This window comes from Streptomyces pratensis (assembly GCF_016804005.1).
In the GTDB taxonomy this organism is placed as follows: Bacteria; Actinomycetota; Actinomycetes; order Streptomycetales; family Streptomycetaceae; genus Streptomyces; species Streptomyces pratensis_A.
The window spans coordinates 2,714,519-2,729,021 of the sequence record NZ_CP051486.1; the positions used below are offsets into that span (position 1 = coordinate 2,714,519).

A 14,503-nucleotide genomic window follows, 5' to 3' on the forward strand; every position below is an offset into this window, starting at 1 on the left:
CGCAGGGGCCGGTGGCTCACACGAGCCGTAGCGTCCCGGGTCCGGTCCGGTCCGTGATGATCTCGACCAGCTGATCGAAGAGAGTCGGCCCCAGGCCGGACCGGGCCTCGGTCAGCTCCAGCCCGACGCGCTCCCGGTTGGTGGGGTGCACGCGGGGGAGCAGTGCTTCCAGCCGGCGGGCGGTCTCCTCGTGGCCCAACGCGCGGGCGGAGGCGGCGTGGTCGCGCCACTCGATGACGAAGGACCCGTCGTCCGGGGTGCCGAATCCGCCGCCGAGGCAGTCCGCGAAGGCGTCGAGACTGCGGCCGAAGTAGCCGCCGGGGCCGTTCACCGCCTCGCCGATCGCATCCCAGAAGCTGTCCAGGCCGGTGATCCCGGAGCCGTCGATCACATAGGTCACGGTCATGCGTGGAGCGTACAAGCGGGTCTCTCCCGGATGCCGTCCGGAGGTCCGCGCCGCAGGTGGGGGACTACGGCGCGGACCGGCCCTCGGGTGTGGATCAGCAGTCGTGGTCGACCAGGTCGAAGGACTCGTAGTGGTCCGCGGTGTAGTAGTCCTCCTCGGCCTCTTCACCCGTCACGATCCGGCGGGCTCCGCGGTCCGAGGATCCGGGGGTGATGACCGTGTACTCGTGGTAGTAGCCGGTGCTCTGACCCGGCAGCAGGGCCTCCCGGTTCTGGAAGACGGTGCCGTCCTGCTCGTACGGGAACGGACCGCCCGCGTCGATGAGGTCGAGCGTGTCGTGGGCCTGGGCGGGCAGCGCGGAGTGACAGACGCTGCCGACCGCGGCGGTCGAGGGGGACGTCGCGGCCGATGCCGTGACCGGCCCGCCGACGAAGAGGACGGACAGGAGGGCGGCGATGCCGCCGAGCGTGGTGATCCGTGGGGGGATTCGCATGTCCACCATGATGACGCGCGTAGATCCCCATCCGTCAACGCCAACACGAGTGAATTTTTTGGAAGTTAACCGTGAGTACGGAAACGTAACGCGCCGGTCGTGCGCCTGGGCTTGTGCAACCGCTCGTTCATATGTTGACGCCTGATGACGCGTGACCGCTCGTCAGTGGGGCATGCATCCCGTGAAGGCGTTCGAGACATGACGTGACGAAAAGGAACTCGGGGAGGCCGATCCAGCGTGCGTACGGGGGACATGACGAAACGACAGGAGAGCCCGCCGGTGCGGCTGCACCGCAGACTCGGGCACGCGGATCTGTCGGGCGTGGGGGAGATACGCGCGGCGCTGCGGGAGTTCCTGCGCTCTCGCCGCCGGCCCGAGGAGACCGAGGTGGCGGAGCTCCTGCTCAGCGAGCTGGTGACGAACGCCCTCATCCATACGAGGAACGGCGCCGTGGTCACAGTGACCTCAGCGCCCGCGCGCCTGCGGGTCGAGGTGCGCGACTTCGTGACCGGGCAGGAGCCCGCGCCGTACGTACCGAACGCCGACGACGGTACGCACGGCAGGGGACTGCTCCTCGTGCAGAGCCTGGCGGACTCCTGGGGGGTCACGATGCAGGCGCTGGGCAAGATCGTCTGGTTCGAGCTCGAGGCCGGGAAGGCCTGACGCTCAGCCGAACTGCTGCTCCAGGTCCTTCAGTTTCTGCTCCAGCGAGTCGAGCCGGGGCAGGGCCTGGGTGTCGTCCTCGGCGGTGAGGTCGACGGTCGCGGGGTCACCGCTCGTTGTCTGTGCCGAAGTACTCCTGGAGTTCGAGCGGTTCACGGCTTGCAGGGATGGCCGGGGGCGCAGCGGCAGTTGTCCCGGCTCTGTTATGGCAGGCTCCGCGACGGCCGGCTGGCCGCCGCCCGGTGCCGGGGCGATGGCCTGGACGTCCACCTGGCGGCCGGTCCTGGAGCCCCGCCCCCAGGCCCGGTTCTGCCGGTTCAGAGCCTTGATGCGGGCTCGGTCCAGCTTCGCCTGGTCCCTTCTGCGGTGCCGGTCCTGTTCCCTCTCCCGGCGGTCCTCGCGTACCTCGTCCACCGCCTCGTCCAGGGTGCGTACGCCCTCGAGGAGCATCAGCGACCAGGCGCCGAAGGTCTCCCTGGGGGCGCGCAGCCACCGCACGATCCGGATCTGCGGCAGCGGGCGGGGCACCAGGCCCTGCTCGCGCAGCGCCGCACGACGGGTCTGCTTCAGTGCCCGGTCGAACAGGACGGCCGCGGAGAGGGACATCCCCGCGAAGAAGTGCGGGGCGCCCGCGTGGTCCATCCCGCGCGGCGCGTGCACCCAGTTGAACCAGGCTGCGGCCCCGGCGAACGTCCACACCAGCAGCCGGGAGCCCAGTGCGGCGTCCCCGTGGCTGGCCTCGCGCACCGCGAGCACCGAACAGAACATCGCGGCCCCGTCGAGGCCGAAGGGCACGAGGTACTCCCAGCCCCCGGAGAGGCTGAGGTTCTGCCGGCCGAAACCGACGAGCCCGTGGAAGGAGAGGGCGGCGGCGACCGCGGCGCAGCAGAACAGCAGGACGTACGAGGCGGTCGCGTAGAGCGCCTCCTTGCGCCTGCGGCGCTCCTCGCTGCGTTCCCAGCTGTCGTCGGCCGCGGCCTTCTCAGCGGCGCGCTTTCCGCGCGCGACCACCGTCACCGCCGCCATGACCCCCACGAGCAGCACGGCGCCCGGAAGCAGCCAGTCAAGCGATATATCGGTCAGTCTCATGCGCGGTCCCTTGCGTCACGTAGGGCGTTTCGGGCGCCATCGTGACGGAAATACCGCCGTGCTCAGGGGGGTTTCGGGGCAAGTGAACGCCATCGGGGTGGCCGGGCTCATCGTTGGGCGGAATCTTTTCGAATGTCCGCACGAACATGCCTGGTCGTGTTCGGATTGCGGTCGCCCGCCAGGGTGGTGTGAGCCGCCGTACGGCTCAGGGGGCGGGCGTCAGCCTCCGGACACGGTCCGCGTCGCAGGTGCGCGGGCACGTGACGCATGTGTCCTCGGGTCGCAAGGTGTAGAAGAGGCAGCAGCTCGCGCGGTCGCGGGTCGGGAGCGATTCGCCGTCGGGTCCGGTCAGCTCACGGAAGCCGGCCGTGCCCACGTACGGCTTGGTGGTGCCCGGCAGCAGCAGTTCCAGCTCCCTCATCGCCCGGCCCTCCTCGCCGAGCAGATGGGCGACGTACCAGAGGCCCTCGACGATCTCGTCGGTCGCCATGCCCCACAGTGCCCGCTTGCCGCGCCGCATGCGTGGCCGGAAGCCGTCCAGCACCGGGCCGATGTGCTGTGCGACGGAGTCCAGGACCTCGGCCCGCAAGGCCTGCTCGTCGGGGACGATCCGGGCGCCGGGCAGCTCTGCGGCCGGGTCGTCGGGCAGGCAGGCGAACTCGCTGACGCGGAGGGTCAGATGGCCCAGGCCGCGGTGGAACGCGACGTCGGCGACGGGGATCCTCGGCACCCTGCGGTGCGTGAACCACGGGAGGGTCACCAGGAGGCAGGCGGGCCAGGCGTAGCGGTGCAGCCCGAAGCTCGCCACCACGTCGGGGCGGGCCTGCATGCCGTAGTCCCGCAGTACCTGCGCCTCGTCCCAGGCCAGGAAGTCGTCCAGCGCCGCACCGCCCGCCGCGAGCTCGGCGGCGCCGACCCATCCGCTGCCCGAGGGCGCCGGGACGTCATCGGGCAGCACCTCGGCGCGCAGCCCGGGAAAGACGTCGGCCAGACGTGCGTACGCCGCCGTCAGCGGGGACGGGGCTGTGGCGGCGAGCAGAGCGGGCACGGTCATTCAAGGACCACCGAATCACGATCTTTTTGGCAGGTAAGCCTTACCTTACCCGAAGTGATCGGTGTTTGAACTGCGGGCCGCTCCGCCTATCGTGCACAGGGGGCCAGGCGCACGCGAGTCGGCCCGCCAGTCGGAGGAGGTACCGGTGGAGCAGGGCAGAGCGCGTGAGGACGTGCGGCCGTACGTGTCCGCGGGCACCCCGCCGGACGTCCGCGTGCCCGAGCAGGCGCGCGGCGAGCACATCCACGGCGAGCACATCCACGGCGAGTACACCCACGGCGAGCCCCCCGCCCCCCGTGTGGTCCAGCGGCATTCCGTGCGCGGCCAGATCCTGGACGCGCTGCGCGCCGCGCTCGTCGGCGGCGAGCTCGCCCCCGGGGAGGTCTACAGCGCTCCGGCGCTCGGCGCCCGCTTCGGTGTGTCCGCCACCCCCGTGCGTGAGGCGATGCAGCGGCTGGCCGTCGAGGGCGCGGTCGAGGTCGTGCCGAACCGCGGCTTCCGCGTCAGCGAGAGGGGCCCCCGCGAGCTGGCGGAGCTCGCCGAGGTCCGCGCCCTGATCGAGGTCCCCGTCATGCTGCGCCTCGCCCGCACCGTCCCCCCGGCCGGCTGGTGCGCGCTGCGCCCCCTGGCCGACGCCACGGTCGCGTCGGCCGCCGTCGGCGACCGGGCGGCGTACGCGGAGAGCGACCGCGCCTTCCACCGTGCCGTGCTCGCGCTGTCCGGCAACCAGCAGCTCGTGGCGGTCGCGGACGACCTGCACCGCCGGTCCCAGTGGCCGCCGGCCGACGGCCAGGGTGGCCGTCGGGCCGACCTGGTCGCCGATGCCTCGGAGCACACCGCGCTGTTGGACGCGCTCATCGCCATGGACCTCACGGTGGTGCGGTCCCTCGTACGCGAACACTTCAACGGCGCGGACGTCTGAGGCCGAGGGACGGGCGGGGCGGGGCCCCGGCCGTGTCCGCCCGGCCGGTCAGTTCGCCTCCGCCGTCCCCGGGTCCGGTGGCTCCAGCCGGGGTGCCAGCCAGGTCGGTACGCCGCCGAGCAGCCGGAACAGCCGGCCCGCCTCGGCGCGCAGCCGGGCGGCCGCCTCGGGCTCCGGCTCGGCGTCCGCGAGCGAGATGAGCGCCGGAGCCGTGCCCACGAGATAGCCCAGCTCCTCCCGTATCCGCAGCGACTCCGCGAAGCCGTGCCGTGCCTCCGCCAGCTCACCCTCGCGCAGGGCGAGCGACGCGATGTGCCGCCAGGTGAAGGAGAGCAGGAGCTCGTCACCCCGGGCCGTGGCACCCGCGTGCGCCCTGCGGTAGGCGGCGCGGGCGGACTGGGGGGAGTCCGCGATGTTCTGGGCGATCAGACCCCGCCGGAAGTCCAGCAGGGGGCGGCCGGGGGCCGCCGGGGAGAGCAGGGCCGCGGCCCGGCTGAGCGCCACGCTGGCCTCGTCGGCCCGGTCGCGCGCGCCCAGGAGGGTCGAGGCATAGGCCAGATAGCCGCGCTCGCAGGCGGCAGCCCCGCGCTCGGAGTCGTCGTGCGCGAGCGCCTCCGCGGTGCGCAGGGCGTCCTCGGCGTCGGTCCAGCCGGTGCCCGTGTAGAGGCACCGCTCGGTCAGCAGCGAGGTCCGCTGGAGAGCGGCCGCGGGATCGGTGGCCGCCCAGGGTTCGAGCAGCGCGGCCGCGTCCGTCCAGCAGGCTCGTGAGCGCAGCCGCCATACCGCGGTCTGGAGCGGCGGATCGTCATCTGCTGTCGTTCCGGAACCAGACATGGCGGTATGCGCCACGTTGCCCTCCCCGAGCGCGCCTTCGAGCTGTGGAGGCCGGCCGGCAACCGCCGGTCGGCCAGGGTCTGCGCGCATCTCAGCACGGAATGGCACGCCGGGCCAAGGGGTGGGATCAATGTCAGGTGAAAGATTTCACAATCACCTGAAGCCCCGGACGGCTTTGCTACGCCCGGGAAGTCAGCTCATACGCAGGGCGAGGAAGAAGTCGAGCTTGTCCTCCAGGCGCGAGAGGTCACGTCCCGTCAACTGCTCGATACGTCCGACGCGATAGCGCAGTGTGTTGACGTGCAGGTGCAGACGGGCCGCGCAGCGGGTCCACGAGCCGTCGCAGTCCAGGAAGGCCTCCAGCGTCTCGATCAGCTCCGCGCGGTGACGCCGGTCGTAGTCGCGCAGCGGGTCCAGGAGCCGCGCGGTGAAGGCGCGGCGCACGTCGTCCGGGACGAACGGCAGCAGCAGGACGTGCGAGGCGAGCTCGTGGTGGCCTGCCGCGCAGACCGGGCCGGGCCGGGCCGCGGCCACCCTGCGGGCGTGCCGGGCCTCCTCCAGCGCGCCGCGCAGCCCTTCGGCGGAATGCACGGCCGCGCTGACACCCAGTGTCAGACGGCCGTCCTCCGCGAGGCCGGCGGAGAGCGGAGCGCGGACGGCGCCGAGCAGGGCGTCGGCGTGCAGCGCGGTGTCCTGCCGCTCCGGAGCGCCCGGCTCCTTCGAGGCGTCGGCCTCGTCGGTGTCCGGCGGGGTGCGCGAGGTCAGGGGCACGAGGGCGATCGCGTCCTCGCCCGTGTGGGCCACGGCGATCCGGTCGGCCGAGTCCGGGCCCGTCACCGCCGGGTCGACGAGGATCTCCTCCAGCAGGGCCTGCGCGGCCCGGCCGCCGGACAGGTCGGTATCCTCGGCCGCCCACTCGACCCGGGCCACCACGACCTGCCAGTGCGGCGCGGTTCCGAGCCCCGGCAGCAGGACCGGTGCGGCCACCCGCAGCCTGGCCGCGATCTCGGCCGGGGCGGCACCCGTCTGGACGAGCTCCAGGACCTCCTGGGCCAGTCTGCGGCGTACCGCGCGGGCGGCGTCGCGGCGGTCCCGCTCGACGGCGATCAGCTGGGTGACGCCCTGGAGCAGGTCCAGCCGGGGCGCCGGCCAGTCGTCCGCGTCGGCAGCCACGGCCAGCAGCCAGTCGGACAGCACGGACTCCCGTACGTCGCGGGACGGGGCGGGCGCGGTCCCCCGCCCGGTGTTCCGGATCGGGAACAGCGAATACGCCGTGCCGCCCACCTCCGCCCGGTGCGGACCGGGGCGGCCGGTGCGGGTGGCCGCGAGATGCCGACCCGCCAGTTCGGCTCCGACGTGCGGGGGCAGCGTCTCGCCCGCTCCGGCGATCTGCCGGCCCGTGGGGGACAGCACCCAGGCACGCAGGTCCAGGTCGGAGGTGAGCAGGTCGAGGACCACCTCGGGGCCGCCACCGGCCGGGCCCGAGGTCATCAGCCTGCGATGGCGGTCCACGACCGCGGCGAGGTCGCCCGCCCGTTCGCCGGAGACCTGGCGCACCACGTGCTCGGTGATCGTCGCGAATGCCACGGTCTCGTCGACCGCGAACAGCGGCAGCCGGTGCCGCAGGCACGCCTCGACCAGATCGTCGGGGACGGCCCCGAGCTCGGCCTCACCCGCCGCCAGGCCGGCCACCCCGGCATTCGCCAGGATCCGGACGAAGGGCTCCGAGTCCGACGAGTCCCGCCGCCAGGCCAGCCCCGTGAGGACCAGCTCCCCGCCGGAGAGGTAGCGGCTGGGATCGCGCAGGTCGGTCGTCATGACTCCCCGGACCGAACGGTCCAGCTCGTCCTCGCCGCCGAGCAGCCGCAGGCCCAGCGCCTCGGTGTCCAGCAGTGCGCGCAGCCGCATCGTCGATTGCCGCCGATCTCTTCGTTGGTGCGGGGTCAGCGGGGGTGACCTGTGAATTGCGGTGAGGTTACCGGTGTCCGCCATTCGTTCGAATCTACAAGACCGGGACGGGGGCCAGCCAATTCCTTCATGGTTTCGGTGACTGCACCGAGTGGAGCAAGCCTTGTGTACTGGGCCACACACCGCGTCAACAACACAGGAACGGCCCCCGTCGAAGGCGGGCAGGCCGACGGGCCGGCCGTCCCCAGCCCCAGCCGAACGACCCGATCGAGAAGAAGAAGAGAGCCACTCATGGACTTCCTTCGCCCCGCCAGCTGGGAGGAGGCGCTCGCCGCCAAGGCCGAGCACCCGACGGCTGTGCCCATCGCGGGAGGCACCGACGTGATGGTCGAGATCAATTTCGACCACCGGCGGCCCGGACACCTCATGGACCTGAACCGCATCGGTGAGCTGTCCGAGTGGCAGGTCGGCCCGGACACCGTGCGTCTCGGGGCCTCCGTGCCGTACAGCGCCGTCATGGAGAACCTGCGGACCGAGCTCCCCGGGCTCGCCCTCGCCTCGCACACCGTCGCCTCGCCGCAGATCCGCAACCGCGGCGGCGTCGGCGGCAACCTGGGCACCGCCTCGCCCGCCGGGGACGCCCACCCGGCGCTGCTCGCCGCGGGCGCGGAGGTCGAAGCCGCGTCCGTACGGGGGACGCGGATGATCCCGATCGACGACTTCTACACCGGCGTCAAGCGCAACGCCCTCGCCCCGGACGAGCTGATCCGGGCCGTGCACATCAAGAAGGCCGACGGACCGCAGCAGTACTCCAAGGTCGGCACCCGCAACGCGATGGTCATCGCCGTCTGCGCCTTCGGCATCGCGCTCCACCCCGGGACCCGCACCGTGCGCACCGGAATCGGCTCGGCCGCACCCACCCCCGTACGGGCGAAGGAGGCCGAGGACTTCCTGAACGCCGCGCTGGAGGAGGGCGGGTTCTGGGAGAGCGGAAAGATCATCACCCCGTCCGTGGCCAAGCAGTTCGCCCAGCTCGCCGCCGGGGCCTGCAACCCCATCGACGACGTACGGGGCACCGCCGCCTACCGCCGGCACGCCGTCGGCATCATGGCCCGCCGGACGCTGGGCTGGACCTGGGAGCAGTACCGCGGAGCGGGACGCACCCTCGAAGGAGCTGCTTGATCATGCGAGTGAACTTCACGGTCAACGGCCGGAAGCAGGAAGCCGACGACGTCTGGGAGGGCGAGTCCCTCCTGTACGTCCTGCGTGAGCGCATGGGCCTCCCCGGTTCCAAGAACGCCTGCGAACAGGGCGAATGCGGCTCCTGTACGGTCCGCCTCGACGGTGTGCCCGTCTGTTCCTGTCTCGTCGCGGCCGGCCAGGCGGAGGGCCGCGAGATCGTCACCGTCGAGGGGCTGGCGGACTACGCCAGGCACCGCGACGACTCCCACCCCGGCGCCGGCTGCGCCGCGGGCACCTGCGGCACCTCGCTCGACGCCGCCCAGCGGTGGCAGGCCAGGCCCTCCGACGGACAGAGCGCCGACGCGGCGGAACTCTCCCCGATCCAGCAGGCGTTCATCGACGCGGGCGCGGTGCAGTGCGGCTTCTGCACCCCCGGTCTGCTCGTCGCCGCCGACGAACTCCTGGAGACGCAGCCCTCCCCGTCCGACCAGGACATCCGCGAGGCACTCTCGGGCAACCTCTGCCGCTGCACCGGTTACGAGAAGATCCTCGACGCGGTCCGCCTCGCGGCCGCCCGTCAGGAAGAGACGGTCCGATAGCCATGGCGCTGCACCCACGAGCCGCGTCCGTACCGGCCGGCACCCCCACGAAGATCACCCAGGGCTCCAAGACCCGGGGCGGCATCGGGGAATCCACCCTGCGCCCCGACGGAACCCTCAAGGTCACCGGTGAGTTCGCGTACTCCTCGGACATGTGGCACGAGGACATGCTGTGGGGCCACACGCTCCGCTCCACCGTCGCGCACGCCGAGCTCCGCTCCATCGACATCGGCGAGGCCTTGGCCACACCCGGTGTGTACGCCGTCCTGACCTACGACGACCTGCCCGCCGCGATGAAGAACTACGGGCTGGAGATCCAGGACACCCCCGTCCTCGCGCACGGCAAGGTCCGCCACCACGGCGAACCCGTGGCGCTCGTCGCCGCGGACCACCCCGAGACCGCGCGCCGCGCGGCCGCGAAGATCAAGATCGACTACGCCGAGCTGCCGCTGATCACGGACGAGGCGTCCGCGACCGCCCCCGACGCGGTCCTGGTCCACGAAGGCCGCACCGACCACCACATCGGCCATGTCCCGCACCCCAACGTCGTCCACCGCCAGCCCATCGTCCGCGGCGACGCCGACGCGGCCGCCGAACGCGCCGATGTGATCGTCACCGGGGACTACGTCTTCGGGATGCAGGACCAGGCCTTCCTGGGCCCCGAGTCGGGCCTCGCCGTGCCGTCCGAGGACGGCGGCGTCGAGCTGTACGTCGCCACCCAGTGGCTGCACTCCGACCTCCGCCAGATCGCGCCCGTCCTCGGCCTCCCCGAGGACAAGGTCCGCATGACGCTTTCCGGGGTCGGGGGCGCCTTCGGCGGACGCGAGGACCTGTCGATGCAGATCCACGCGTGCCTGCTGGCGCTGCGCACCGGCAAGCCCGTCAAGATGGTCTACAACCGCTTCGAGTCCTTCTTCGGGCACGTCCACCGCCACCCCGCGAAGCTCCACTACGAGCACGGGGCCACCAGGGACGGCAAGCTCACCCACATGAAGTGCCGGATCGTGCTGGACGGTGGCGCCTACGCCTCCGCGTCCCCTGCCGTCGTCGGCAACGCCTCCTCGCTCGCGGTCGGACCGTACGTGGTCGAGGACGTCGACATCGAGGCGATCGCCCTCTACTCCAACAACCCGCCCTGCGGCGCCATGCGCGGCTTCGGCGCGGTCCAGGCGTGCTTCGCCTACGAGGCGCAGATGGACAAGCTCGCCGCCGCCCTGGACATGGACCCGGTCGAACTCCGGCAGCTGAACGCCATGGAACAGGGCACCCTGCTCCCCACCGGCCAGCGCGTCGACTCGCCGGCCCCGGTCGCCGAACTGCTGCGCCGCGTAAAGGCGAGGCCCCTGCCGCCCGAGCAGCAGTGGCTCTCGGCCGACGCGGACGGCAGCTCCGTCGACGTACGCGCCCTGCCCGGAGGCCTGTCCAACACGACTCACGGCGAGGGTGTCGTGCGGGGCGTCGGATACGCCGTCGGGCTGAAGAACGTCGGTTTCAGCGAGGGCTTCGACGACTACTCCACCGCCCGGGTGCGGATGGAGGTCATCAACGGCGAACCGGTCGCCACCGTGCACACCGCGATGGCCGAGGTCGGACAGGGCGGCGTCACCGTCCACGCCCAGATCGCGCGTACCGAACTGGGCGTCAGCCAGGTGACCATCCACCCGGCGGACACCCAGGTCGGCTCTGCCGGCTCCACCTCCGCCTCACGGCAGACGTACGTCACCGGTGGCGCGGTGAAGAACTCCTGCGAGGCCGTCCGGGAACGGGTCCTGGAGATCGGCCGCCGCAAGCTGGGGACCTACCACCCCGCCTGGGCGACCGCCGAACTCCTCCTGGAGGGCGGCAAGGTCGTCACCGACGGCGGCGAGGTGCTCGCCTCGCTGGCCGATGTGCTGGAGGAGGAGGCGGTCGACGTCGAGCTGGAGTGGCGCCACCGGCCCACCGAGGCCTTCGACCTGCGCACCGGACAGGGCAACGGCCATGTCCAGTACTCCTTCGCCGCGCACCGCGCGGTCGTGGAGGTCGACACCGAACTCGGCCTGGTCAAGGTCATCGAGCTCGCGTGCGCCCAGGACGTCGGCAAGGCGCTCAACCCGCTGTCGGTCGTGGGCCAGATCCAGGGCGGTACCACCCAGGGGCTGGGTGTCGCCGTCATGGAGGAGATCATCGTCGACCCAAGGACGGCGAAGGTGCGCAACCCGTCCTTCACCGACTATCTGATCCCCACCATCCTCGACACCCCGACCATCCCGGTCGATGTGCTCGAACTCGCCGACGACCACGCCCCGTACGGGCTCCGCGGCATCGGCGAGGCCCCCACCCTGTCGTCCACCCCGGCCGTCCTCGCGGCGATCCGGAACGCGACGGGCCTGGAGCTCAACAGGACACCGGTGCGCCCCGAGCACATCACCGGTACCTGACGGACCATCAAATCACTCCGGGCGGTGCGTGACTGCCGTGGACGTCACACGTCCCCGCGCCGCGCGCCGTCCGGAGTCACAGCTCAACCACTCGATCTGTACGAAGAGTTCGCCTCGGGCCGTCCCCCGGGTCGTGCGCCTCGCAGTCATCCCAAATCCCGCAGTCAAGAGAGCTCCACGCGGGTGCCCCTGTGAACCTTGGGAGTCAGGCAACATGACCCAGCAGTCCGTGGAACCCAGGACGAGCGCGGAGGAAGCGGGCCCCGGCTCGCGCGTCCCCGCCGGACGGTCCTGGCTCGACCGGTACTTCCACATATCCGAACGCGGATCGACCGTCGCGCGCGAAGTGCGCGGCGGCGTCACGACCTTCATGGCCATGGCGTACATCCTGCTGCTCAACCCTCTCGTCCTCGGCGGCGAGGACGTCGACGGTCAGCTGCTCGGCCAGTCGGGGCTGATCACCGCCACCGCCCTCGCGGCTGCCGCGACCACCCTGCTGATGGGCTTCGTCGGCAAGGTGCCCCTGGCGCTCGCCGCCGGGCTGAGCGTCTCCGGCGTGCTCGCCTCGCAGGTCGCACCGGCCATGACGTGGCCGCAGGCCATGGGCATGTGCGTGATCTACGGGCTGGTGATCTGCCTGCTGGTCGTCACAGGCCTCCGCGAGATGATCATGAACGCGATCCCGCTCGCGCTGAAGCACGGCATCACCATCGGGATCGGTCTCTTCATCGCCCTCATCGGCCTCTTCAAGGCCGGCTTCGTCCACAAGGGGACGGCGACGCCCCTCTCGCTGGGCCCCGCCGGTGAACTCGTGGGCTGGCCGGTCCTCGTCTTCGCCGTGACCCTGCTGCTGATCTTCATGCTGCAGGCGCGCAACGTCCCCGGCGCGATCCTGATAGGCATCGTCGTCGGCACCCTGGCCGCTATCGTCGTCAACGCCGTCGGTGACATCGACCCCAAGTCGTGGAGCAGCGGCCCGCCCGAGCTGAAGGGCAGCGCGGTCTCCTCACCCGACTTCTCACTCTTCGGGAACGTCGAGTTCGGCGGCTGGGGCGACGTCGGCGTGATGACGGTCGGCATGATCGTGTTCACGCTCGTCCTGGCCGGCTTCTTCGACGCGATGGCCACCATCATCGGCGTCGGCACGGAAGCGAAGCTCGCGGACGACAAGGGCCGGATGCCCGGCCTGTCGAAGGCGCTGTTCATCGACGGTGCGGGCGGTGCGATCGGCGGTGTCGCCGGGGGCTCGGGGCAGACCGTGTTCGTCGAGTCGGCGACCGGCGTCGGCGAGGGCGCCCGCACCGGGCTCGCCTCCGTCGTCACCGGGCTCTTCTTCGCCGCCTGCCTCTTCTTCACCCCGCTCACGGCGATCGTGCCGGCCGAGGTGGCCTCCGCCGCCCTGGTCGTCATCGGCGCCATGATGATGCAGAACGCCCGGCACGTGGACTGGGCGGACCGCTCGGTCGCGGTCCCGGTCTTCCTCACCGTCGTCCTGATGCCCTTCACCTACACCATCACCACCGGTGTCGCCGCGGGCGTCATCTCGTACTCGGCCATCAAGCTGGCCCAGGGCAGGGCTCGCGAGGTCGGCGCCTTCATGTGGGTCCTGACGCTGGTCTTCGTCGTGTACTTCGCCCTGCACCCCATCGAGAGCTGGCTCGGCGTCAGCTGAGCCACGGAACCCCGCACCTCAGCATCCGAAGGAGACACGCCATGCTGGACATCGCCGAAGAGCTGCACCGGTGGGTCGGGCAGGGACGCGCGTTCGCCGTGGCCACCGTGGTGGCGGTCGGCGGCAGCGCGCCCCGGCAGCCGGGCGCCGCACTCGCCGTGGACAGCGAGGGCACGGCCATCGGATCGGTCTCCGGCGGGTGTGTGGAGGGCGCGGTGTACGAGCTGTGCCGACAGGCGATCGAGGACGGCACGACCGTCCGCGAGCGCTTCGGCTACAGCGACGACGACGCCTTCGCGGTCGGTCTGACCTGCGGAGGCGTCATCGACATCCTGGTGACCCCGGTGCGCGCGGACGACCCCGGGCGTCCGGTGTTCGCCGCGGCGTTCGCCGCCGCCGCCGGAGGGACCGCGGCGGCGGTCGCCCGCGTCACCGAGGGCCCGGACGAACTGCTCGGCCGCCCCCTGCTCGTCCACCCCGACGGCACGTACGAGGGCGGGCTCGGCGGGCATCCCGAGCTGGACCGTCACGCAGCCGCCGAGGCCCGCGCCATGCTGGACGCGGGCCGCACCGGAGAGGCCGTCGTCGGAACCGACGGCTCCCGCTGCGGCAGCCCCCTCACCCTGCTCGTGGAATCGAGCGTCCCCCCGCCCCGGATGATCGTCTTCGGGGCCATCGACTTCGCCGCCGCCCTGGTGCGGGCCGGCCGTTTCCTCGGCTACCGCGTCACCGTCTGCGACGCGCGCCCCGTCTTCGCCACGGCGGCCCGCTTCCCGGACGCGGACGAGATCGTCGTCGACTGGCCGCACCGCTATCTCGCCACCACCGGCGTCGACGCCCGCACGGTGCTCTGCGTCCTCACGCACGACGCCAAGTTCGACGTTCCCCTCCTGGAGCTCGCTCTGCGGCTGCCGGTCGCCTACGTCGGCGCGATGGGCTCGCGCCGCACCCATCTGGAGCGCAACGATCGGCTTCGCGAGGCGGGTGTCACCGAGCGCCAACTGGCCTCTCTGCACTCGCCGATCGGGCTGGACCTCGGAGCGCGCACGCCGGAGGAGACCGCCCTCTCGATCGCCGCGGAGATCGTCGCCGAGCGGCGCGGGGGCAGTGGCCTTCCACTGAAGGGCGCACACACCCCGATCCACCATGAAAGCGGCACACCCCTCGCACCGGTGGCCTGATACCGACCACCCGCAGCGGTCACGACGGGCGGGTTGCCGCCACGGCGGCTTCACGCCAGGCGTGAAGCCGTCCGCAGCCC

At 71.8% G+C, this 14,503-nt stretch carries 13 protein-coding genes; 7 read left to right on the plus strand and 6 right to left on the minus strand.

The features are described from left to right. Window positions 1-16: 16 nt before the first annotated feature. Both HED23_RS11690 and HED23_RS11695 read right to left on the minus strand, forming a co-directional pair. Window positions 17-406, minus strand: coding sequence for a barstar family protein (locus HED23_RS11690; RefSeq protein ID WP_203183332.1), 390 nt, complete (start codon window positions 404-406; stop codon window positions 17-19). Between the two features lie 94 nt (window positions 407-500). Continuing rightward, window positions 501-899: a ribonuclease domain-containing protein gene (locus tag HED23_RS11695; RefSeq protein ID WP_203183333.1), complete on the minus strand. Its 399-nt coding sequence runs from the start codon at window positions 897-899 to the stop codon at window positions 501-503. Window positions 900-1,151: 252 nt separating this feature from the next. Here HED23_RS11695 and HED23_RS11700 point away from each other — a divergent pair, with 252 nt between their 5' ends. Then, a complete protein-coding gene (locus tag HED23_RS11700) occupies window positions 1,152-1,562 on the plus strand; it encodes an ATP-binding protein (RefSeq protein WP_203183334.1) in 411 nt (136 codons plus the stop codon). Window positions 1,563-1,565: 3 nt separating this feature from the next. On the opposite strand, the gene HED23_RS11705 is transcribed toward HED23_RS11700, so the two are convergent. Both HED23_RS11705 and HED23_RS11710 read right to left on the minus strand, forming a co-directional pair. Continuing rightward, window positions 1,566-2,651 (minus strand): DUF2637 domain-containing protein, encoded by a 1,086-nt coding sequence (locus HED23_RS11705; RefSeq protein WP_203183335.1) that lies wholly within the window; start codon window positions 2,649-2,651, stop codon window positions 1,566-1,568. Window positions 2,652-2,856: 205 nt separating this feature from the next. Beyond that, a complete protein-coding gene (locus HED23_RS11710; protein ID WP_203183336.1) occupies window positions 2,857-3,705 on the minus strand; it encodes a (2Fe-2S)-binding protein in 849 nt (282 codons plus the stop codon). A gap of 145 nt (window positions 3,706-3,850) precedes the next feature. Between HED23_RS11710 and HED23_RS11715 the strand changes: the two genes are divergently transcribed. Next, window positions 3,851-4,627, plus strand: a complete 777-nt coding sequence (locus tag HED23_RS11715; protein WP_203183337.1) for a GntR family transcriptional regulator — start codon at window positions 3,851-3,853, stop codon at window positions 4,625-4,627. Window positions 4,628-4,675: 48 nt separating this feature from the next. On the opposite strand, the gene HED23_RS11720 is transcribed toward HED23_RS11715, so the two are convergent. Together HED23_RS11720 and HED23_RS11725 are read right to left on the minus strand one after the other, a co-directional pair. Then, on the minus strand, window positions 4,676-5,461 hold the full coding sequence (locus HED23_RS11720) for a hypothetical protein (RefSeq protein WP_203183338.1): 786 nt from the start codon (window positions 5,459-5,461) through the stop codon (window positions 4,676-4,678). 192 nt (window positions 5,462-5,653) lie between these two features. Further along, window positions 5,654-7,369: a PucR family transcriptional regulator gene (locus HED23_RS11725; RefSeq protein WP_203183339.1), complete on the minus strand. Its 1,716-nt coding sequence runs from the start codon at window positions 7,367-7,369 to the stop codon at window positions 5,654-5,656. A 291-nt stretch (window positions 7,370-7,660) separates the two neighbouring features. On the opposite strand from HED23_RS11725, the gene HED23_RS11730 reads away from it, so the two are divergent. The 5 genes from HED23_RS11730 (at window position 7,661) to HED23_RS11750 (ending at window position 14,423) form a co-directional block, all read left to right on the plus strand. Then, window positions 7,661-8,551 (plus strand): FAD binding domain-containing protein, encoded by an 891-nt coding sequence (locus HED23_RS11730; RefSeq protein WP_203183340.1) that lies wholly within the window; start codon window positions 7,661-7,663, stop codon window positions 8,549-8,551. A 2-nt stretch (window positions 8,552-8,553) separates the two neighbouring features. Next, window positions 8,554-9,150 carry a (2Fe-2S)-binding protein gene (locus HED23_RS11735; RefSeq protein ID WP_203183341.1) on the plus strand — a complete coding sequence of 199 codons (597 nt, stop codon included), beginning with the start codon at window positions 8,554-8,556 and terminating at the stop codon, window positions 9,148-9,150. 2 nt (window positions 9,151-9,152) lie between these two features. Then, on the plus strand, window positions 9,153-11,570 hold the full coding sequence (locus HED23_RS11740; RefSeq protein ID WP_203183342.1) for a xanthine dehydrogenase family protein molybdopterin-binding subunit: 2,418 nt from the start codon (window positions 9,153-9,155) through the stop codon (window positions 11,568-11,570). Window positions 11,571-11,784: 214 nt separating this feature from the next. Continuing rightward, complete coding sequence (locus tag HED23_RS11745) at window positions 11,785-13,242, plus strand: NCS2 family permease (RefSeq protein ID WP_203183343.1); 1,458 nt, start codon at window positions 11,785-11,787, stop codon at window positions 13,240-13,242. Between the two features lie 41 nt (window positions 13,243-13,283). Continuing rightward, the gene (locus tag HED23_RS11750; RefSeq protein ID WP_203183344.1) at window positions 13,284-14,423 is read left to right on the plus strand and encodes an XdhC family protein; all 1,140 of its coding nucleotides are present in this window, start codon (window positions 13,284-13,286) and stop codon (window positions 14,421-14,423) included. Window positions 14,424-14,503 lie beyond the last annotated feature (80 nt).

Bases quoted from the DNA above. Each gene is read 5' to 3' on its own strand.
- HED23_RS11700 (WP_203183334.1), top strand. From the start codon at position 1,152: ATGACGAAACGACAGGAGAGCCCGCCGGTGCGGCTGCACCGCAGACTC.
- HED23_RS11720 (WP_203183338.1), bottom strand. From the start codon at position 5,461: ATGTCTGGTTCCGGAACGACAGCAGATGACGATCCGCCGCTCCAGACC.
- HED23_RS11740 (WP_203183342.1), top strand. From the start codon at position 9,153: ATGGCGCTGCACCCACGAGCCGCGTCCGTACCGGCCGGCACCCCCACG.
- HED23_RS11725 (WP_203183339.1), bottom strand. From the start codon at position 7,369: ATGCGGCTGCGCGCACTGCTGGACACCGAGGCGCTGGGCCTGCGGCTG.
- HED23_RS11710 (WP_203183336.1), bottom strand. From the start codon at position 3,705: ATGACCGTGCCCGCTCTGCTCGCCGCCACAGCCCCGTCCCCGCTGACG.
- HED23_RS11750 (WP_203183344.1), top strand. From the start codon at position 13,284: ATGCTGGACATCGCCGAAGAGCTGCACCGGTGGGTCGGGCAGGGACGC.
- HED23_RS11705 (WP_203183335.1), bottom strand. From the start codon at position 2,651: ATGAGACTGACCGATATATCGCTTGACTGGCTGCTTCCGGGCGCCGTG.
- HED23_RS11690 (WP_203183332.1), bottom strand. From the start codon at position 406: ATGACCGTGACCTATGTGATCGACGGCTCCGGGATCACCGGCCTGGAC.
- HED23_RS11735 (WP_203183341.1), top strand. From the start codon at position 8,554: ATGCGAGTGAACTTCACGGTCAACGGCCGGAAGCAGGAAGCCGACGAC.
- HED23_RS11730 (WP_203183340.1), top strand. From the start codon at position 7,661: ATGGACTTCCTTCGCCCCGCCAGCTGGGAGGAGGCGCTCGCCGCCAAG.
- HED23_RS11695 (WP_203183333.1), bottom strand. From the start codon at position 899: ATGCGAATCCCCCCACGGATCACCACGCTCGGCGGCATCGCCGCCCTC.
- HED23_RS11745 (WP_203183343.1), top strand. From the start codon at position 11,785: ATGACCCAGCAGTCCGTGGAACCCAGGACGAGCGCGGAGGAAGCGGGC.